This is a genomic window from Micromonospora sp. NPDC049004 (genome assembly GCF_040649315.1).
GTDB lineage: Bacteria > Actinomycetota > Actinomycetes > Mycobacteriales > Micromonosporaceae > Micromonospora.
This window is the reverse complement of sequence record NZ_JBEZFG010000002.1, coordinates 644,884-661,771: the sequence shown is the minus strand read 5'-3', so window position 1 is coordinate 661,771 and position 16,888 is coordinate 644,884. Positions and strand designations below refer to the sequence as shown.

20 protein-coding genes are annotated in these 16,888 nt (G+C 72.3%); 11 read left to right on the top strand and 9 right to left on the bottom strand.

Annotation, left to right across the window (positions count from 1 at the left end; genetic code table 11):
- Positions 1-74 precede the first annotated feature (74 nt).
- The gene (locus tag AB0B97_RS07875) at positions 75-443 is read left to right on the top strand and encodes a hypothetical protein (protein WP_357491551.1); all 369 of its coding nucleotides are present in this window, start codon (positions 75-77) and stop codon (positions 441-443) included.
- Between the two features lie 186 nt (positions 444-629).
- Entirely contained in the window at positions 630-995 is a 366-nt protein-coding gene (locus tag AB0B97_RS07870; protein ID WP_234588941.1) for a VOC family protein, read from the top strand.
- A gap of 35 nt (positions 996-1,030) precedes the next feature.
- Here the strand turns inward: AB0B97_RS07870 and AB0B97_RS07865 are convergent, their stop codons facing one another.
- The 3 genes from AB0B97_RS07865 to AB0B97_RS07855 form a co-directional block, all read right to left on the bottom strand.
- On the bottom strand, positions 1,031-1,675 hold the full coding sequence (locus AB0B97_RS07865) for a dihydrofolate reductase family protein (protein WP_357491549.1): 645 nt from the start codon (positions 1,673-1,675) through the stop codon (positions 1,031-1,033).
- A 34-nt stretch (positions 1,676-1,709) separates the two neighbouring features.
- Positions 1,710-2,414 (bottom strand): dihydrofolate reductase family protein, encoded by a 705-nt coding sequence (locus tag AB0B97_RS07860; RefSeq protein ID WP_234588945.1) that lies wholly within the window; start codon positions 2,412-2,414, stop codon positions 1,710-1,712.
- Positions 2,415-2,490: 76 nt separating this feature from the next.
- Entirely contained in the window at positions 2,491-3,006 is a 516-nt protein-coding gene (locus tag AB0B97_RS07855; RefSeq protein ID WP_357491547.1) for a GNAT family N-acetyltransferase, read from the bottom strand.
- A gap of 48 nt (positions 3,007-3,054) precedes the next feature.
- Here AB0B97_RS07855 and AB0B97_RS07850 point away from each other — a divergent pair, with 48 nt between their 5' ends.
- Positions 3,055-3,933, top strand: a complete 879-nt coding sequence (locus tag AB0B97_RS07850; protein WP_357491545.1) for an LLM class flavin-dependent oxidoreductase — start codon at positions 3,055-3,057, stop codon at positions 3,931-3,933.
- 7 nt (positions 3,934-3,940) lie between these two features.
- Here AB0B97_RS07850 and AB0B97_RS07845 read toward each other — a convergent pair whose 3' ends face one another.
- The 3 genes from AB0B97_RS07845 to AB0B97_RS07835 are packed head-to-tail and all read right to left on the bottom strand — an operon-like array spanning position 3,941 to position 6,076.
- The gene (locus tag AB0B97_RS07845) at positions 3,941-4,372 is read right to left on the bottom strand and encodes an ASCH domain-containing protein (RefSeq protein WP_357491543.1); all 432 of its coding nucleotides are present in this window, start codon (positions 4,370-4,372) and stop codon (positions 3,941-3,943) included.
- Positions 4,373-4,429: 57 nt separating this feature from the next.
- Complete coding sequence (locus AB0B97_RS07840) at positions 4,430-5,491, bottom strand: hypothetical protein (protein WP_357491541.1); 1,062 nt, start codon at positions 5,489-5,491, stop codon at positions 4,430-4,432.
- A 33-nt stretch (positions 5,492-5,524) separates the two neighbouring features.
- Positions 5,525-6,076 carry a phosphoribosyltransferase family protein gene (locus tag AB0B97_RS07835; RefSeq protein WP_357491539.1) on the bottom strand — a complete coding sequence of 184 codons (552 nt, stop codon included), beginning with the start codon at positions 6,074-6,076 and terminating at the stop codon, positions 5,525-5,527.
- A 187-nt stretch (positions 6,077-6,263) separates the two neighbouring features.
- Between AB0B97_RS07835 and AB0B97_RS07830 the strand changes: the two genes are divergently transcribed.
- The 4 genes from AB0B97_RS07830 (at position 6,264) to AB0B97_RS07815 (ending at position 10,595) form a co-directional block, all read left to right on the top strand.
- Complete coding sequence (locus AB0B97_RS07830) at positions 6,264-6,902, top strand: septal ring lytic transglycosylase RlpA family protein (protein WP_357491537.1); 639 nt, start codon at positions 6,264-6,266, stop codon at positions 6,900-6,902.
- A 101-nt stretch (positions 6,903-7,003) separates the two neighbouring features.
- Positions 7,004-8,131 (top strand): PP2C family protein-serine/threonine phosphatase, encoded by a 1,128-nt coding sequence (locus AB0B97_RS07825; RefSeq protein ID WP_234588960.1) that lies wholly within the window; start codon positions 7,004-7,006, stop codon positions 8,129-8,131.
- Positions 8,132-8,259: 128 nt separating this feature from the next.
- Positions 8,260-10,116 (top strand): acyl-CoA dehydrogenase, encoded by a 1,857-nt coding sequence (locus AB0B97_RS07820; RefSeq protein WP_357491535.1) that lies wholly within the window; start codon positions 8,260-8,262, stop codon positions 10,114-10,116.
- A 209-nt stretch (positions 10,117-10,325) separates the two neighbouring features.
- A complete protein-coding gene (locus AB0B97_RS07815; protein WP_007454197.1) occupies positions 10,326-10,595 on the top strand; it encodes a DUF6458 family protein in 270 nt (89 codons plus the stop codon).
- Positions 10,596-10,650: 55 nt separating this feature from the next.
- Here AB0B97_RS07815 and AB0B97_RS07810 read toward each other — a convergent pair whose 3' ends face one another.
- Entirely contained in the window at positions 10,651-11,190 is a 540-nt protein-coding gene (locus AB0B97_RS07810) for a histidine phosphatase family protein (protein WP_357491532.1), read from the bottom strand.
- A 112-nt stretch (positions 11,191-11,302) separates the two neighbouring features.
- On the opposite strand from AB0B97_RS07810, the gene AB0B97_RS07805 reads away from it, so the two are divergent.
- The gene (locus tag AB0B97_RS07805; protein WP_357491530.1) at positions 11,303-11,590 is read left to right on the top strand and encodes a DUF6458 family protein; all 288 of its coding nucleotides are present in this window, start codon (positions 11,303-11,305) and stop codon (positions 11,588-11,590) included.
- Between the two features lie 104 nt (positions 11,591-11,694).
- Here AB0B97_RS07805 and AB0B97_RS07800 read toward each other — a convergent pair whose 3' ends face one another.
- On the bottom strand, positions 11,695-12,372 hold the full coding sequence (locus AB0B97_RS07800; RefSeq protein ID WP_357491528.1) for a hemolysin III family protein: 678 nt from the start codon (positions 12,370-12,372) through the stop codon (positions 11,695-11,697).
- Positions 12,373-12,479: 107 nt separating this feature from the next.
- Here AB0B97_RS07800 and AB0B97_RS07795 point away from each other — a divergent pair, with 107 nt between their 5' ends.
- The 3 genes from AB0B97_RS07795 to AB0B97_RS07785 are packed head-to-tail and all read left to right on the top strand — an operon-like array spanning position 12,480 to position 14,738.
- Positions 12,480-13,142, top strand: a complete 663-nt coding sequence (locus tag AB0B97_RS07795; RefSeq protein ID WP_357491526.1) for an allophanate hydrolase subunit 1 — start codon at positions 12,480-12,482, stop codon at positions 13,140-13,142.
- Positions 13,139-14,002: a biotin-dependent carboxyltransferase family protein gene (locus tag AB0B97_RS07790; protein ID WP_357491524.1), complete on the top strand. Its 864-nt coding sequence runs from the start codon at positions 13,139-13,141 to the stop codon at positions 14,000-14,002. The genes AB0B97_RS07795 and AB0B97_RS07790 overlap by 4 nt, the downstream gene beginning before the upstream one ends.
- Entirely contained in the window at positions 13,986-14,738 is a 753-nt protein-coding gene (locus AB0B97_RS07785; protein ID WP_234588971.1) for a 5-oxoprolinase subunit PxpA, read from the top strand. Before AB0B97_RS07790 ends, AB0B97_RS07785 begins: the two co-directional genes overlap by 17 nt.
- On the opposite strand, the gene AB0B97_RS07780 is transcribed toward AB0B97_RS07785, so the two are convergent.
- Positions 14,735-16,573 (bottom strand): NHL domain-containing thioredoxin family protein, encoded by a 1,839-nt coding sequence (locus AB0B97_RS07780; protein ID WP_357491522.1) that lies wholly within the window; start codon positions 16,571-16,573, stop codon positions 14,735-14,737. The genes AB0B97_RS07785 and AB0B97_RS07780 overlap by 4 nt on opposite strands.
- Between the last annotated feature and the right edge of the window lie 315 nt (positions 16,574-16,888).

Here is a 16,888-nt window from a genome sequence, read left to right as displayed (position 1 = left end):
GAAGGCTCATCGACGCGGAGCCCCGGCCCCGTCGGCCGATTCTCCCGGCAGAGCTGCGCCGTTAGCGTCCGGGAATGCTCCCGTCGCAGACACCCCGCTGGCCCGATGTGCCACCCGACGGTTCCGGCCCTGTCTCCTACCGGGCGGTGTACGTGCTCGCCGGGCTGGCCGCGCCGTGTTGGGTGGCCACCGCCTGGGGCGGCATCCAGATGGCTGAGGGCCGCGACCTCCCCGAGGGGATGCTGAGCCTCTTCGGCTTCCTCTGGCTCGCCTTTTTCGAGATGTTCGCATTGCTGTTCCAACTGACCGCGGCGTGGGAACTGCGCCGACGCAACTCGCCTCGCGCAGCCCTGGTCACCGTTCTCATCGTGGTCGTCGGGGTTGTCGCGACGATCGTGTTGCTGTTCTGGGTCGCGACCTCCGCCAAGCCCTACGGAACGTAGCGGAAGTCGAGGACGCGCACCCGCTCGTGAGCGATCTCAGGAAGCGCGCGGCAGTGCGAGCCCGCAGATCTTGGACAGTTTCCGTTCTGTCTGAACGGAACCTGTCCAAGATCTGCGGTGCGCAGCCGTTGGTGGGGGATTGGCCGGCTTGTTGTACCGGTTAGGGTCCGAGCAGGAGGTGGTCGCGTGTTCACCGAGGCATTCCCCATCGTGACGACGCCCGACCTGCCGCGACTGATCGGGTTCTACCGGGACGTGCTCGGGTTCGAGCTGACCTACCGGTTTCCCGAGGACGGTGAGCCGGAGTTCGTAGCCCTGCGGTTGGGCAACAGCGAGCTGGGCCTGGCCGCCGACCCACACGCCGGAGATCCTGCCCTGTCGCGCCGTTGGGAGCTGTGCGTGTACGCCGACGACTGCGACGCGGCCGTGCACGTTCTGCGCGCGGGCGGCGCGACGGTCACCGAGGAGCCGGTCGACCAGCCCTGGGGCGAGCGGTCCGCCCGGGTCACCGACCCGGACGGCAACCGGCTGCTGGTGCTGTCCCGCCTGTAGATCGGCTGGGGGTTATTGCCCCCGAACAACGCGGGTCATCGTCTCCAGAACAGGAGGTGGGTGACTCCGCTGGGGCTGGGCACCGACTCCAGGTGGAAGCGGTCGAGCAGCTCGTCGGGGCTTTCCCACAGGCGCTCGCCGCGCTCGAGGTCGACGGGCGCGACGGCGATGTGCATCGTGTCGACCAGGTCGGCGTCGAGGAACTCGCGGATGGTGGCCACCCCGCCGCCGAGGCGTACGTCCCGACCGTCCGCCGCCTGCTTGGCCTGGGCCAGCGCCTCGGCGGGGCTGGCGTCGAGGAAGTGGAACGTGGTGTCGGACAGGCTGAACGACGGCCGTACGTGATGGGTGAGCACGAAGACCGGCGTGTGGAACGGCGGGTTGTCGCCCCACCAGCCCTGCCACTCGTGATTCTCCCAGGGGCCACGCTGGGGGCCGAACTTGTTGCGGCCCATGATCTCCGCGCCGATGTTGCACTCGGCGTCGCGGGTCAGGTAGTCGTCCAGCCCGCGAGTGCCGCCCGGCTCCGTGCGGTACACGAAGCTGGCGGTGGCGGAACGCCAGGAGAACAGCGGGGTGGGGTCCGCGTGACCGAAGGGCCGTTCCAGGCTCTGACCCTCCCCGGTGCCGAACCCGTCCCGTGAGACGTTGAAGCACTGCACCCGCAACAGTTGTGGCATGAAAAGCTCCTCGTGAGGCTGATGAAGGCGCGGGTCAATTCGCGGTCGCCGTCGGGCCGCCGCCGCGGCCCCGGTCGTCGAGCACGAGCGGGGCGCGACCGCTCACCTCGTACCGGATGTGGGTGACCTGCGGGGTGGGGATGACCCGGGTGGGCGTCAGTTCGATGGCCTCCTTGTCGGCGAGGTCGAGGTCCGCGTCGAACAGCCGCAGGCCGGTGCCGAGCACCACCGGTACGACGTGCAGTTCCAACTCGTCGAGCAGGCCGGCCTTGAGTACCTGCCGCACCAGGCTGCCGCCTCCGGCCACTGCGACGTTCTTGCCGCCGGCCGCTGCGCGGGCCTGTTCGACGGCGCTGGCCACGCCGTCGGTGACGTAGGTGAAGCTGGTGCCGCCACCGCGCAGCAGGGTCTCGCGGGGTCGGTGCGTGACGACGAAGACCGGCGCGCGGAACGGCGGCTCCTCGCCCCAGGGCACCTCACCGCCGTCGGCCATCCGCCGGCCCATGACGTACGCGCCGGCCGCGTCGAACGTCTCGGCCATCACGTCGGAGTTGGCGTCCTGCTCGCCGCCGGCGAAGCCCAGCCGCTCGCGCCACGCCATCGCCTCGGTCGCCCAGCGGGTGACCCGGAAGAAGGCTGCGCTCTCGGCCGAGTCGATCCAGTCGCCGTCGCCGTCGAACAGCGGGCCGGCGTAGAAGCCGTCCACCGACACCGACAGTTGTGCGGTCACCTTCGTCATGTCGCTTCGTCCCTCTCCTCGGGCGGCGCCCGTCGGGTGCCTGCTCGCAACGAGGTCGGAGCCGATCAGGACGCCCCTACCGTGCAGGACTGTGACCTGGGACACACAAGGGCTTGTTGAGTAGGGTGCCTGAGGGCGCGTAGCCGTGGCGACTGTAGAAGCGCACCGCGCCGTCGTTGCGGTGGTGGATGCCTGCCGACAGGCTCGTGATTCCGTTCTCGGTCGCCCACCGGGCCGCCGCGTCGAGCAGCGCCGAGCCGATCCCGAGTCCCCGGGCGGCGCTCGACACCACCGTGTGGATCTGCGCCGACGGTTGCGGGCGCAGGATCTGGTGTGCGGGCGGCTCGGGAAGGCGCAGCACCTCGACCATCCCGACGATCTGTCCGTCGTGTTCCGCGACGAGGATGGCGTCCCCGCCGGCCCGGTCGCCCAGCACTGTGGTGAAGTGGCTGACGACCGCCTCGCGCTGCGGCAGCCGGTAGACGTCGGGGTCCAGCGCGAGGTGCGCCTCGGCGTTGGCTCGGCGCAACTCCACCAGCGCGGGCACGTCGGACCGGGTCGCCTGTCGCACCACCGTCGGCGTCCTTCGCATCACCGGGATGCTAAGGCAGGTGTATCGGACGCGGCTAGGCTGGCGATCATGCGGATTGGCATCGTGATCCTCCCGGACCAGCGTTGGGTCCAGTCGCAGCGTCGCTGGCGGCAGGCCGACGAGTGGGGCTTCGACCACGCCTGGACGTACGACCACCTGGGCTGGCGGGACCTGGTCGACGGTCCGTGGTTCGACTCGATGACGACGCTGACCGCCGCCGCCACGGTGACGTCCCGGATCCGGCTGGGCACGCTCGTGGCGTCGCCGAACTTCCGGCACCCGGCCGCCTTCGCCCGGCAGATCACCACTGTGGACGACGTCTCGGGTGGCCGGCTGCTGCTCGGCCTGGGCGCGGGTGGCATCGGCTTCGACTCGGCGGTGCTGGGCGGCGAGACGCTGCCGCCGCGCCAGCGCGTCGACAGGTTCGCCGAGTTCACTGAACTGCTCGACCTGATCCTGCGGGAGGACGGCACCACCTGGCGTGGGGACTGGTTCTCCGCGGTGGACGCCCGCAACAACCCCGGCTGCGTGCAGCAGCCCCGCGTGCCGTTCGTGGTGGCCGCGAACGGTCCACGGTCGATGCGGCTGGTGGCCCGGTTCGGTCAGGGTTGGGTGACCACCGGCACCGAGGCCGACGATGTGGAGGGCTGGTGGGGCACGGTGTCGGCGCTGTCGGCCCGGATGGACCGGACGCTGGACGAGGCCGGCCGCGACCCCGCGACGCTGGACCGCTACCTGTCGATGGACGCGGCCCCGGTGTTCTCGCTCAGCAGTGCGCAGTTCTTCGCCGATCAGGTCGGCCGGGCCGCCGAGTTGGGCTTCACCGACGTGGTGACGCACTGGCCACGCGAGAGCAGTTGGTACGCGGGCGACGAGGCCGTCCTGGCCGACGTGGCGACCCGACTCCTGCCCGAGCTGCGCGGATAGCGCCGGCTCAGGTGCCGAGGTCTCCGGTGGCCACGCCGCCCTCGCCGCCGGAGACCAGGCGCAGGCGTAGGCAGACGATCGGGGTGTCGTCGTCGACGGGGGTGCCGAGCCGCGCCCAGTAGGCCGAGTGCCCGGCCCGCCACTCCTCGATCGAGCGGTCACCCTCGCCCTCGGCGCGGGCGAACTCCCAGGGCACGTCGCCGAAGCGCACCACCTCGACCCCGGTGATCTCGACGACGCCGGCCAGCGCATCGTTGTCGTCGACGAGCGCGAGCCGTTCGCCGACCTGCTCCAACTCCTCGCCCTCCTCGGCGTACTCGGCGAGCCGGCCGGCCGTCGCGGTCTTCACGCCGGCCAGCACCAGGGTGTTCAGGGTCGCCCGCAGCTCGCCGGGGGTGCCGAGGGCGAGCGTGCGCAGATCACCGATCCGAGGCCACATCCTGCCGAGGCTAGGCCAGCGCGGCCGGCGCCGTCGCCGCAATTCGTCCGGCGCCGCTCAGATCAGCTGCCCGGCGTAGCCCGCGGCGTCGAGCAGCCGCTGGTCACCGCTGGCCGCGTGCGCGTCGAGGACCGCGTCGGCGAGCTTGACCACATGCGCGTCGCCGTGTCGGGCGGCACGGGCGAAGACCTCCGCCGGGGTCGCGGCGGTCACCGACGGCGGGGCGATCGCGGCGGTCGGGGCGTACACCGAGGTCACGGCCGCCGTCGCGGCCCAGGCCGCGGCGAGGCTCGGTGCCCACAGCGCGCGGTCCAGTACCGGCAGGGTGCGCAGGACGGCGGTCGGCGCGGTGACCGCGTGCACCAGCATGACCGGCTCCGCGTGAGCGAAGCGCAGGTAGTCGAGGCCGGCGCGGTGCACGAGCGAGACGAGCCCGCGCTCCGCCTCGGCCGGCGTCCGCGCGGGGCGCAGCGCCGCGAGCGCCGGTTCCCATCGGGGTACGCCCACCAGCCGACCCAGCCGATCCCGGATGCCCCCGGTCTGGTCGTCGATCCGGGGCACCCCGGCCAGCGCGGCGGCCACGTCCGGTCCCGCGGTGTCCGGGTGGGCCTCGGGGGTGGTCGACGGGACCGAGGCGAGCAGCCGGTCGGCGCCGGGCACCGGCTGCCAGCGGGCCGCCCAGTAGCCGAGGGCCTGACCCAGTTCGGTGAGCCGCTGCGGGTTCGCGTCGTGCAGGTGCAGGGCGCGTACGGCGTGCCCGACCCGGATCACCCCGTGCGTGGCGCCGGCGGCGATGCCCGGCAGCAGTCGGGGCCACCAGGTGCCGAGCACGTCCCGCCACGGCCGCTCGCGCAGGTGCCGGTCGAAGTACGCCAGCCAGTCACCGGCCCGCTTCGCGTCGCCCAGCGCCGCCCGCCAGTCGTCGATCGGGCGCAGGCCGCGGGGCAGCTCGTCGAGCCGGGTGAGGTAGTCGTCCAGCCAGCGGTGCACCCGTTGCCCTTGCCCGTGCCGGGCCAGCGCCTCGACTGCCATCGGGCCGTGGTTGGAGAGCCAGCCCTCGTATTCGGGTCCGGTGCGGTGCAGCCGCTCGTACGCCTCGTCGAGAATTCCGTCGCTCATGCGTCGATCGTCGAAGGTGAAGTGGACTTCAGGTCAACCCGGCAGATCCGTGGCGGCGATCAGGCCGGTGATCCGCAGTGCGGTGGCGGTCTCGGGCGGGCAGTCGACGGCCACCACCGCGGTGCCGAGCACCTGCGCGCCGCGCTTGGCGCAGATGTCGTAGAGGGCGTGGAGCTGGGCGCCCGTGCGTACCCAGTCGTCCACCACCAGAACGCGGTCGCCGGCGCCGAGGTGCCGGTCCCGGACGGCCAGGTCGACGCGCCGGCCCCGGTAGTCCGGCGGGCTCTGCGCCCAGGTGAGCGGGCCGGCCGGCAACCTCCCGTCGCCGGGCTTGTGCGCGGCCACGAAGCCGACCCCGAGGGCGGTGGCGGCCAGTGGCCCGAGCAGCAGGCCGGTGACCGCCGGGGCGAGCACCACGGTCGGCCGAGCGGCCCGGTACGGCGCCACCAGTGCCGGTCCCAGCTCGGCCAGCACTGTGGGGTCGCGCCACCAGCCGGAGATGTCGCTGACCAGGTGGCTGGCGCCCGGGCCGGGGTCGATCCAGCGGAACAGGGCGGCCAGGCGGGCGGTCAGATCGGCGGGCATCCGTCCATCGTGCGGCACGGCCGGGCGGTGCGTCCGCATCTGGGCCGGTCGACCCACCCCGGCTCGGATGATCGGCTATACGTACCAGGGCAAATACCGGCATACCACCATGATCACGTTGACTTCGGAAGTGCTTCTCTCGTTACGGTCCGACCCGGTTTGTTCAGTCGACGAAAGGACCGGGCCGGTGGCAGGCAGGCACTCCCGTACCCGCATCTTCTCCTCTCCGGCGGGCATCGCGGCCACCGCGGCGGTCGGCGTCGCCCTCGCCGTCGGTGGCACCGTCGGTGCCGTCCAGCTGACCTCGGGTTCCGGGCAGTCGGGTCAGACGACTCTCGACCTCACCCCGACCACCGCCCCCGCCAGCCTCGCCCCCAGCACCCCGACCGCGTCGCCGAGCGCCAGCGCCAGCGCCTCGCCGAGCGTGACGGCGAGCCCGTCCGCCAGCCGGTCGCCGCAGGCCGCCTCCCGGGGTAAGGCCCGCACCGAGTCGCCGAAGCCGCGCCCGACGGCGAAGAAGACCACGGCGGCGGCGAAGGTGCTGGAGAGCGGCTCGTGTGGCGCCTCCTTCTACTCCGACGGGCAGCTGACCGCCAACGGCGAGTCGTTCAACCCGAACGAGTTGACCGCGGCGCACAAGACGCTGCCGTTCAACACCAAGGTCCGGGTGACCAACCCGAGCAGCGGCAAGTCGGTGGTCGTGCGGATCAACGACCGTGGCCCGTTCATCGACGGTCGCTGCCTGGACCTGTCCCGCGCCGCGTTCGCGACAATCGCCTCGACCGACGTGGGCGCGCTCACCGTCCGCTACGAGGTCCTGGGCTGATCGCAGGCGGGAGTACCGATCCGGCTGCGAGCCTGGGCCGGCCGGACAGAACATCCTCAGACGACGGGCCAGGTTCATTCACCGGTTCACGTCCATCAGGCATGCTGTCCCTCGTACCCACGCGACTCCTCCAGTCGGGCCGTAGCCCGCTGAGCCCCGGATCCCGCGCCGGCCTCGGCGCGGCCCTCGCCCTGCTCGCGATCGTCTCGGGGCTCGAGCTGGCCGACGGGCGTCGGGTGCACTACGTCGCCCTTCTGGCGGCGGCTCCGATCCTGGCCGCCGCCCTGGCGGCCTGGCGGGTGGTGCTGGGCGTGGGTGCCGCGGCGACTCTGATCGGGGTGGGCTTCGCCCTGGTGGACCCGAGGATGATGCTGGTGACCTCGGTCAACGTGCTCGGCGTCGCGGTCGCGAGCGCGCTGGCCGTGGCGGTGGCCTCGATCCGCCAGCGGCAGGCGGAGCAGATCGCCGAGCTGACCAAGCTGGCCTCGGTGGCCCAGCAGGCGGTGCTGCGCCCGCTCGGACCGCAGGTCGGCATGCTCTCGGTGGCCGGTCGCTACATCTCCTCCACCGCCACGGCCGAGATCGGCGGCGACCTGTACGAGGCGATCGACACCCCGTACGGCGTCCGCATGATCATTGGTGACGTCCGCGGCAAGGGCCTGGATGCGGTTCGGCTGGCCAGCATCGTCCTCGGCTCGTACCGGCACGTGGCCTACGAGCGGGCCGACCTGCGGGCCGTCGTGGCGGACCTGGACCGCGCGGTGGCCCGCAACGTCGGCGACGAGGACTTCGTGACCGCCGCGCTGGTCGAGGAGCGGGGCGGGACGCTCACGATCGTCAACTGCGGGCACCCGTCGCCGTTGCTGCTGCGCCGGGGCGCGGTCATCCCGCTGGAGCCGCCGGCGCCGGCGCCGCCCCTCGGGTTCATGCCGGTGGTGCGCCCCCGCGTGGAACGCCTGGAGCCCGGCGACCGCCTGCTCCTGTTCACCGACGGTCTCGGCGAGGCCCGGCGGGACGGTGAGTTCTTCCCCACCGCCGACCGGGCGTGGCGGTTGCTGGGGCACGGCACGGTCGCCGACGGGCTCGCGTCGCTGGAGACGGCCCTCGTCGAGTGGGTGCACGGGCACCTGGACGACGACATCGCCCTGGTCCTGATGGAGTACGTCGGTGCCCGTACGGGCGCGACGTCGGCGGTTCCGAGCTGGGAAGTCGGCGCCGCCGAGAGCTGAGCGGGGCTTCCGGCGCGCAACTGTGTAATCGCCGTCACTTACGTGATCGGCTTGTCGCTGCCTACCCGCGAGTAATACAGTTGGGGTTACTGATCGGTAACACCTGTCCGGAAGCGGGGCCAGCGAGCATGACCCACTACAAGAGCAACCTGCGGGACCTCGAGTTCAACCTGTTCGAGGTCTTCGGGGCGGACCGGGCGTTCGGCCAGGAGCCCTATTCGGAACTCGACGCCGACACCGCCCGCAGTTTCCTCGCCGAGCTTGACCGCCTCGCCCGCGAGGACCTGGCCGCCAGCTACACGGACAGCGACCGCAACCCGCCGGTCTTCGACCCGGCCACGCACACCGCGCCGCTGCCGGCGTCGTTCAAGAAGTCGTACCAGGCGTTCATGGACTCCGAGTTCTGGCGCCTGGACCTGCCGCCCGCGCTGGGTGGCACCAACGCGCCCCGCGCGCTCTGGTGGGCACTCGCCGAGCTGGTGCTGGGCTCCAACGCTCCGATCTGGATGTACGCCTCCGGTCCGTCCTTCGCGCACGTGCTGCACGTCGAGGGCACCGAGCGGCAGAAGAAGTGGGCCAAGCTCTTCATCGACAAGCAGTGGGGCTCGACCATGGTGCTCACCGAGCCGGACGCCGGCTCGGACGTCGGCGCCGGTCGGGCCCGTGCGACGCAGCAGCCCGACGGTTCCTGGCACATCGAGGGCGTGAAGCGCTTCATCACCTCGGGCGAGCACGACCTGACCGACAACATCGTGCACTACGTGCTGGCCCGCCCGGTCGGCGTGGAGGGCGTCGGTGGCCCCGGCACCAAGGGCCTGTCCCTCTTCGTGGTGCCCAAGTTCCACTTCGACGAGACCACCGGCGAGCTGGGTGAGCGCAACGGCGTCTACACCACGAACGTCGAGCACAAGATGGGCCTGAAGGTCTCCAACACCTGCGAGCTGACCTTCGGTGAGCACGGCGTACCGGCCAAGGGCTGGCTGCTCGGCGACAAGCACGACGGCATTCGGCAGATGTTCATGATCATCGAGTACGCCCGGATGCTTGTCGGCACCAAGGCCATCGCCACCCTCTCCACCGGCTACCTCAACGCCCTGGAGTACGCGAAGAGCCGAGTGCAGGGCGCCGACCTGGTCCAGCAGGCGGACAAGACCGCCCCGCGGGTCACCATCACCCACCACCCGGACGTCCGCCGATCGCTGCTGCTGCAGAAGTCGTACGCCGAGGGTCTTCGTGCCCTGGTCCTCTACACCGCCACCTGGCAGGACAAGGTCGCCATCGCCGAGGCGGCCGGCGACGAGAAGGCCACCAAGCTGGCCAAGCGGGTCAACGACCTGCTGCTGCCGCTGGTCAAGGGCGTCGGGTCGGAGCGGGCCTACGAGATGCTCGGCCACGAGGCCCTGCAGACCTTCGGCGGCTCCGGCTTCCTGCAGGACTACCCGCTGGAGCAGTACGTCCGGGACGCCAAGATCGACACGCTGTACGAGGGCACCACTGCCATCCAGAGTCTGGACCTGATCTTCCGCAAGATCGTCCGGGACAACGGCAAGGCGCTGATGGCTGTCGCCGCCGAGATCCAGGAGTTCATCTCCTCCGAGGCGGGCAACGGCCAGCTCAAGGAGGAGCGGCAGGCGCTCGGCAAGGCGCTCGCCGAGATCCAGAACATCCTCGGCGCGATGACCGGCTGGCTGGGCGAGGCACAGGGTGGCGACACCCGCGCGCTCTACAAGGTCGGCCTGAGCAGCCGGCGGTTCCTGCTGGCCATCGGCGACCTGGTCGTCGGCTGGCTGCTGCAGAAGCAGGCCGACGTCGCGCTCAAGGCGCTGGCCGGCGAGGTCTCCGCCGCCGACAAGGCGTTCTACACCGGCAAGGTGGCCGCCGCCCGATTCTTCGCCCGTGAGGTGCTGCCGCGCATCGGCGCCGACCGGCGGATCATCGAGGGCACCGACCTCGACATCATGGACCTCCCGGAGGAGGCCTTCTGACCGTGCCACGGCACGCGTGAGCGGTTCTGGGTCGCACCACCCGGCGCCGACACCGACGGCCGGTGGGGCAATCGCCCCGCCGGCCGTCGTCGGCTTCACGTCCGGGACATTGGCTGAGCCCGGTCGGGTATGCCGGTGCCGTGGCGGGTAACCCGCCGTGACCACGAAAGGGAACGCCCAGAGCCACCGCACGGGGGAGTGCAGCGCACATGGGTGTAGGAAGCGGCATCTTTCTCATCGCGCTCGGCGCGATCATGACCTTCGCGATCAGGGCCAACGTCTGGTGGATAGACCTGCGCGCGGTCGGCTGGGTGTTCATCCTGGCCGGGCTGGCCGTGCTGCTGACCACGCTCTGGTTCTGGCAGGACCGGCGCAAGCGGGCCCGGACCCTCATCGTGGAGGAGAACCGGCTGTCCCATCCGACGGCGATGATGCCACCGCCGCCGGACCCCCCGCCGCCGACCGCGCCGCCGTCCTGACCCACGCACGCCTGAGGACGTACGCCTGAGCCACCCGTCACGCGCGGCGGGTGGCTCAGCCGCGTGCGGTGTACCGCTGCGCGACCGGCGCCCCGCCTCTGCCCCACTCAGTCCACGCGGACACGCTGCGGTGCACCGCCAGCTCGGCGGTCCGTAGCCCCTCCTCGTCCGCAGTCTCCGGGTCGAGAAACGCGGACAGCAGCGAGACACCCGGATTGTGGGCGATCAGCAGCACGACCCGAGCCGCCGAATCGGCGGTACGGACCAGCGACAACAGCTCCTCGGGGTGGGCGTCGTACGCGCCGGGCTCGTAGCGGACGGTCGGGCGGGGACCGGTCGGCCCACCCTCCGGCGGCGAACCGGCCATCCCCATCGCCACCCCGTGCCAGGTCTGGCGGGTGCGCCGGGCCGTCGAGCAGATCACAACGTCGGGCAGCAGATCGTGGTGGGCCAGCCACGCGCCGGCCGCCGCCGCGTCGGCCTCCCCGCGGGCGCTGAGCGGGCGCTCGGCGTCGTCAGTGCCCTCGCTGCCCTGCTCGGCCTTGGCGTGCCGGAGCAACACCAGTGTCCGCGTGTCGGCATGGCTGTCCGTCATACCACCAGCTTGCCCGATTGGCGATCTTCCTGCCGGGGTAAGTCCAGGGATGCCGCACCCCTATCAACGGCCGCGGCGGACCGTACGCCTGGTAAGAGCCGAGGAGCGAGACATGGGCATTGGTGGCAGCATCTTCCTGATCGCGCTGGGCGCGATCTTCGCGTTCGCCGTGGAGGCCGACCTGGGTTGGCTGAACCTGGCCGTCGTCGGCTGGGTGTTGATGCTCGCCGGTGTCGCCGGCCTGCTCGCCACCCTCTACTTCTGGAACAGCCGCCGTCGCACGGTGGTCGCCGCCCCGGTCCGCGAAGAGCGCGTGGTGGCCGACCGGGTCGTTCCCGTCCAGAACGACCAGGTCGTGCAGGAGTACCGCGAGGTGCGTCGGCCGGGTCGCCCCGTCTGATCCCTCGCCCGCACACTCCGGGGTCCCGCAGCGTGGCGGGGCCCCGGCTCGCGTCTGTGGGCGTCGGCCTGAGGCGAACAGCGGTGCTCTGTGGGGGGTCTGCCTCAGGCGAACAGCGCGAAGTAGATCGCGATGTGGTGGCACAGCGCCGCCAGCAGGGTGCAGGCGTGGAAGAACTCGTGGTGGCCGAAGACGGTGGGCCACGGGTTGGGGCGGCGCAGCGCGTAGAAGACCGCGCCGACGCTGTAGATGGCCCCACCGACGATCAGCAGCACCAGCGCCGCGACTCCGCCGCCGTGCAGGATCTGCGGCAGCATGGCCACCGCCACCCAGCCCAGCGCCAGGTAGAGCGGCGCGGAGACCCAGCGCGGCGCGTGTGGCCAGATCACCTTGAGCGCCACACCGGCCAGTGCGCCACCCCAGACCAGGGCCAGCATCAAAGTGGCCTGCCCGGTCGAGAGGAGCATGACGCAGAGCGGGGTGTACGTGCCGGCGATGAACACGAAGATCATGCAGTGGTCCATCCGGCGCATCACCTGGTAGCCGCGCTCGGACCACACACGACGGTGGTACAGGGCGCTCGTGCCGAACAGCCCGCAGACCGTCAGGCTGTAGATGACGCAGCTCACCAGGGGTGCCCAGCCCGGTCGGGTGGCGGCGATCGAGCAGAGCACGATGCCGCCGACCACGGCGACGAAGAAGGCGTACGTATGCAGCCAGCCGCGCATCCGGGGCTTGCCGATGTCGACCGGCTTCAGACGAAGCGGGGCGGAGGTGGTCACGACATCAGGTTACGGCACCGTAGGTTACTTTCAAGTAGTCAGGCCGGTGACTCCGAGCACCGTCACCGTGGACACCGTGCCGGCACGGCGTCGGCGAGGATGAGCGGATGCGGATCCGACCCGCCGGTGCCCACGCTCTGCTGCTCGACTGCACCGCCCCGGCCGACATTCCCGAGGCGGCCCTGGTCGAAGCGTGGCGGGCCGAGCTGTGGCGCCGCCGCGAGCAGGGTGACCTGAGCGCGGTCGAGATCGTGCCGGGGGCCCGCACCGTCCTGCTCGACGGCCTGCCCGACCCCACCGCCACCGCCGACCTGCTGTCCCGCTGGACGCCAGCGGTCGCCGCCGCCGCCACTGAGCGTCACGGCATCGCGGCGGGCGCCGGCGGCTCCGGCGCGGAGGTCGTCGTGCCTGTCGAGTTCGACGGGCCGGACCTGCCGGTCGTCGCCGACCACTGGGGCGTCGACGTGCCGGCCGTCCTGCGCCGCCTGACCGGCACCCGGTTCCGGGTCGCGTTCTGCGGGTTCGCTCCCGGATTCCCCTACCTGACCGGGCTCCCCACCGACCTGGCGCTGCCCCGGTTGCCCACTCCCCGCCCCCGGGTGCCGGCCGGCTCGGTCGCGCTGGCCGGCCCGTACGCCGGCATCTACCCCAGCGCATCCCCCGGCGGCTGGCTGCTGGTCGGCCGGACCGACCTGCCCCTCTTCGACGTCGACGTCGACCCGCCCGCCCGGCTCGGCCCCGGCACCCGCGTCCGGATGGTGGCGATGTGACCCGGCCCGCAGCGATCGAGGTGCTCCGCGCGGGCGCGCTCACCACCGTCCAGGATCTGGGTCGGCCCGGCTGGGCGCACCTCGGCGTACCCCACTCCGGCGCTCTCGACCCGACCGCCCTGCGGCTCGCCAACCGGCTGGTCGGCAACGCCGAACAGGCCGCCGGCCTGGAGATCACCCTGACCGGCTGCACACTGCGGCTGACCCACGCCACGACCGTGGCGATCACCGGCGCCGAGGTGGCGGTCCGCGCCGGGGACCGCCCGGGCGACATCGGCCGCCCGCTCACCGTCCCGGCCGGGACCGTGCTGCGCGTCGGCCCCGCCCGTCGGGGCGTACGGAGCTGGCTCGCCGTGGCCGGCGGGATCGACGTACCGCAGGTGCTCGGCAGCCGCGCCACCGACACCCTCGCCGGGCTCGGCCCGCCCGTGCTGCGCGACGGCGACCGGCTGCCGCTTGGCGTGCCGCTGGCCGAACCCGCGCCGGTGGACGTGACCGTCGGCCCGGCACCCGCGACCGAACTGCGCCTGAGCGTGCGCCTCGGACCCCGCGACGACTGGTTCACCCCGAGCGCGCTCGACCTGCTCTTCGGCACCGCGTACACCGTCAGCCCGGTCAGCAACCGGGTCGGCGCGCGGCTCGCCGGCGCGGCCCTGCCCCGCGCGGTCGCCGGCGAACTGCCCAGCGAGGGCATCGTGCTCGGGGCGGTACAGGTGCCGGCGGACGGCCAACCCCTGATCTTCCTCGCCGACCATCCGACCACCGGCGGTTACCCGGTCATCGGGGTGGTCACCGACGTGACCCCGCTCGCGCAGGCCCGGCCAGGTACTACCGTCAGATTCCATGGACCTCAACGCTGACCTGGGCGAAGGATTCGGTATCTGGCGGCTCGGTGACGACGACGCGCTGCTGGACCTGGTGACCTCCGCCAACGTGGCCTGTGGCTTCCACGGCGGTGACCCGTCCACCATGCGGCGGGTCTGCGAGGGCGCGGCGAAGCGCGGCGTCGCGGTGGGCGCGCAGGTCGGCTACCGGGACCTGGCCGGCTTCGGCCGGCGACGCATCGCGTACGACTTCGCCGAACTGCGCGACGAGATCACCTACCAGTTGGGCGCGCTGGACGCCTTCTGCCGGCTCTTTCGCACCCGGGTCCGCTACCTCAAGCCCCACGGCGCGCTCTACCACGCGGCCGCCACCGACGAGTCCCAGGCGGCGGCGGTGGTCGCCGCCGTCAGCGGCCACGACCCCGAGATGCCCGTGCTCTGCCTGCCCGGCTCGGTGCTCGCCCAGCTCGCCGTCGGCGCGGGCCTGCCGGTGGTCGCCGAGGCGTTCGCCGACCGCGGCTACCTGCCCAACGGGTCGCTGGTGCCGCGCGGCGCACCGGGCGCGCTGATCACCGATCCGGAGGAGGTGGCCACCCGGGCGGTACGGATGGCCACCGAACGGACCGTCGTGGCGGTGGACGGCACAGTGGTTCCCTGCCCGGTGGAGTCGATCTGCGTACACGGGGACACACCGGGGGCGGTCTCCGCCACCGAACTGGTCCGCGCCTCCCTGATCGACGCCGACGTCCCGCTCGCCCCGTTCGCCGCCTAGGCGTCCAGGCCGCGCAGGACCAGCGGGAGCCGGGACGCCGCCCCGTCGACCACCCGCACCGGGACGCCCCAGTCCTGCCGGGTCAGGTGGCAGGCCGCGTGCTCGACGTCCGCGTCGCAGGTCGCCGCCTGGGCGGTCACCTGAAGCACCCCGCCGGTCGCCTCGCTGTTGAGCACCAGCCGGCGGGACAGCTCGGTGCCGGTGCCGGCGCCGTCCAGCAGCAGCTCCGGCGGGGACGCGGACACCACCAGACGGGTCGACGGCCCGTACGTCTCGTCCAGCTTCTGCCCCGGCGCGGGCGTGAAGACGATGTCCAGGGTGACCTCGCCCGCCGCCACGTCGGTCGGCCTCCGCTCGGTGCGGTGCCGGGGGCCGTCGACGGTGCTCGCACCGGCCGCCGACAGCGCTCCGGGCGCCAGCCGGGTCAGGCGGTGCGCGGCGGACTCCACCACCAGCACCTCACCGGCCGGGGTGAGCACCAGGTCGCTCGGCTCGGCCAGCCCGTCCGCGACCGTGGACACCTGGTTGCTGGCCGGGTCGAAGCGGCGCACCGCGCCGTTGTAGGTGTCCGCGATCAGCACCGAGCCGTCCGGCAGCGCGCACACCCCCAGCGGGTGCTGGAGCAGCGCCGACTCGGCCGGCCCGTCCACATGCCCGAAGTCGAAGAGCCCCTGCCCGACGGCGGTGCCCAGCACCCCGTTCTCGACGTACCGGACGGCACTGGTCTCGCTGTCGGCGATCCAGAGCCGGGCACCGTCGGCGGAGACGGACAGCCCCGACGGCTGCGCCATCCACGCCTCGGCCAGCGGGCCGTCGCGCAGCGCCTCCACCGTGGTGCCCGCGTACATGCCGGCGGTCCGCTTGATCGGGTCGAACCACCAGAGCTGGTGGATGCCCGCCATCGCGATGATCAGCTTGTCGTCGTACCAGGCCAGGTCCCAGGGGGACGACAGGTCCACGGAGAGCGCGTCGTGCGCGTGGTCGTCGACCGAGGCACGCCACTGTCGGCCGCTGCCGGCCACGGTGACCACCTCGCCGGACTCCAGCCGCACGCCGCGCAGCAGGTGGTTGACGGTGTCGGCGACCACCAGGTCGTAGCCGGCCACCTCGGCGACGTGGGTGGGCAGCAGGCAGAGGCCCTGCGGCTCCGAGAAGGTCGCCGCCTCGGCCGGCCCGTCGGCCCGACCCCGCTCGCCCGAGCCGATGCGGCGAACCGGCGTCTCGCCGTCCGGGGCCACCTCGACCAGGGAGTGCCGGGCCGAGTCCGAGACCAGCAGGTTGCCGTCCGGCAGCAGCACCGCCTTACCCGGGAAGCGCAGCGCGGTCTCCGGGGCGGGCGGCGGGACGTACGGGCCGGTGCCCCGGTGCAGCGTGCCCTTCGCCTCGTGGGTGGCGATCAGCTCGTCGATCAGCCGGGCCAGCCCTTCGGCGTGGCCCTCGCCGGCCATGGTGGCCACCACGTAACCCTCCGGGTCGATCACCGACAGGGTCGGCCAGGCCCGGGCCGCGTACTGCTGCCACATGTCCAGCTCGGGGTCATCGAGTACGGGGTGGTGCACGCCGTACCGCTCGACGGCGGCGATCAGCGCGTCGGCGTCCTTCTCGTGCTCGAACTTCGGCGAGTGCACGCCGATCACGACGAGCACGTCGCCGTACTTCTCCTCCAGCGGCCGCAGCTCGTCGAGCACGTGCAGGCAGTTGATGCAGCAGAAGGTCCAGAAATCAGCGAGGACGATCTTGCCGCGCAGATCCTGCAGGGTCAGGTCCTTGCCGCCGGTGTTGAGCCACTGCCGGCCCCGTAGTTCGGGTGCCCGTACGCGCGCTGTCGTTCCCATGCCTGTCAGCCTGCCACGCCTCGCGGGCCCGCCCGCCGTGACCCGGACGACAGGCCGTCGCGGGGCCACGCTGGCTGTGTGGTGCTGGGCGGTCGAGGCGGGTGCGGCGGATGGCCCTGGTGAGTCGGCCCGCGGGACGGGCGCCGCTCTGCCACCCGTCACCTGTCGAGCTGCCCCATGTCTGGGGCGGGGTTACCGGTCTTGATCCGCCCCATATTCGGGGCAGCTCGACAGGCACCAACGAAGGTGCGGCCGGGGGCGGCTCGACGATGCAGCACCGACGCTCCGACCGACCGTCCGTGCGCCTCCACGCAC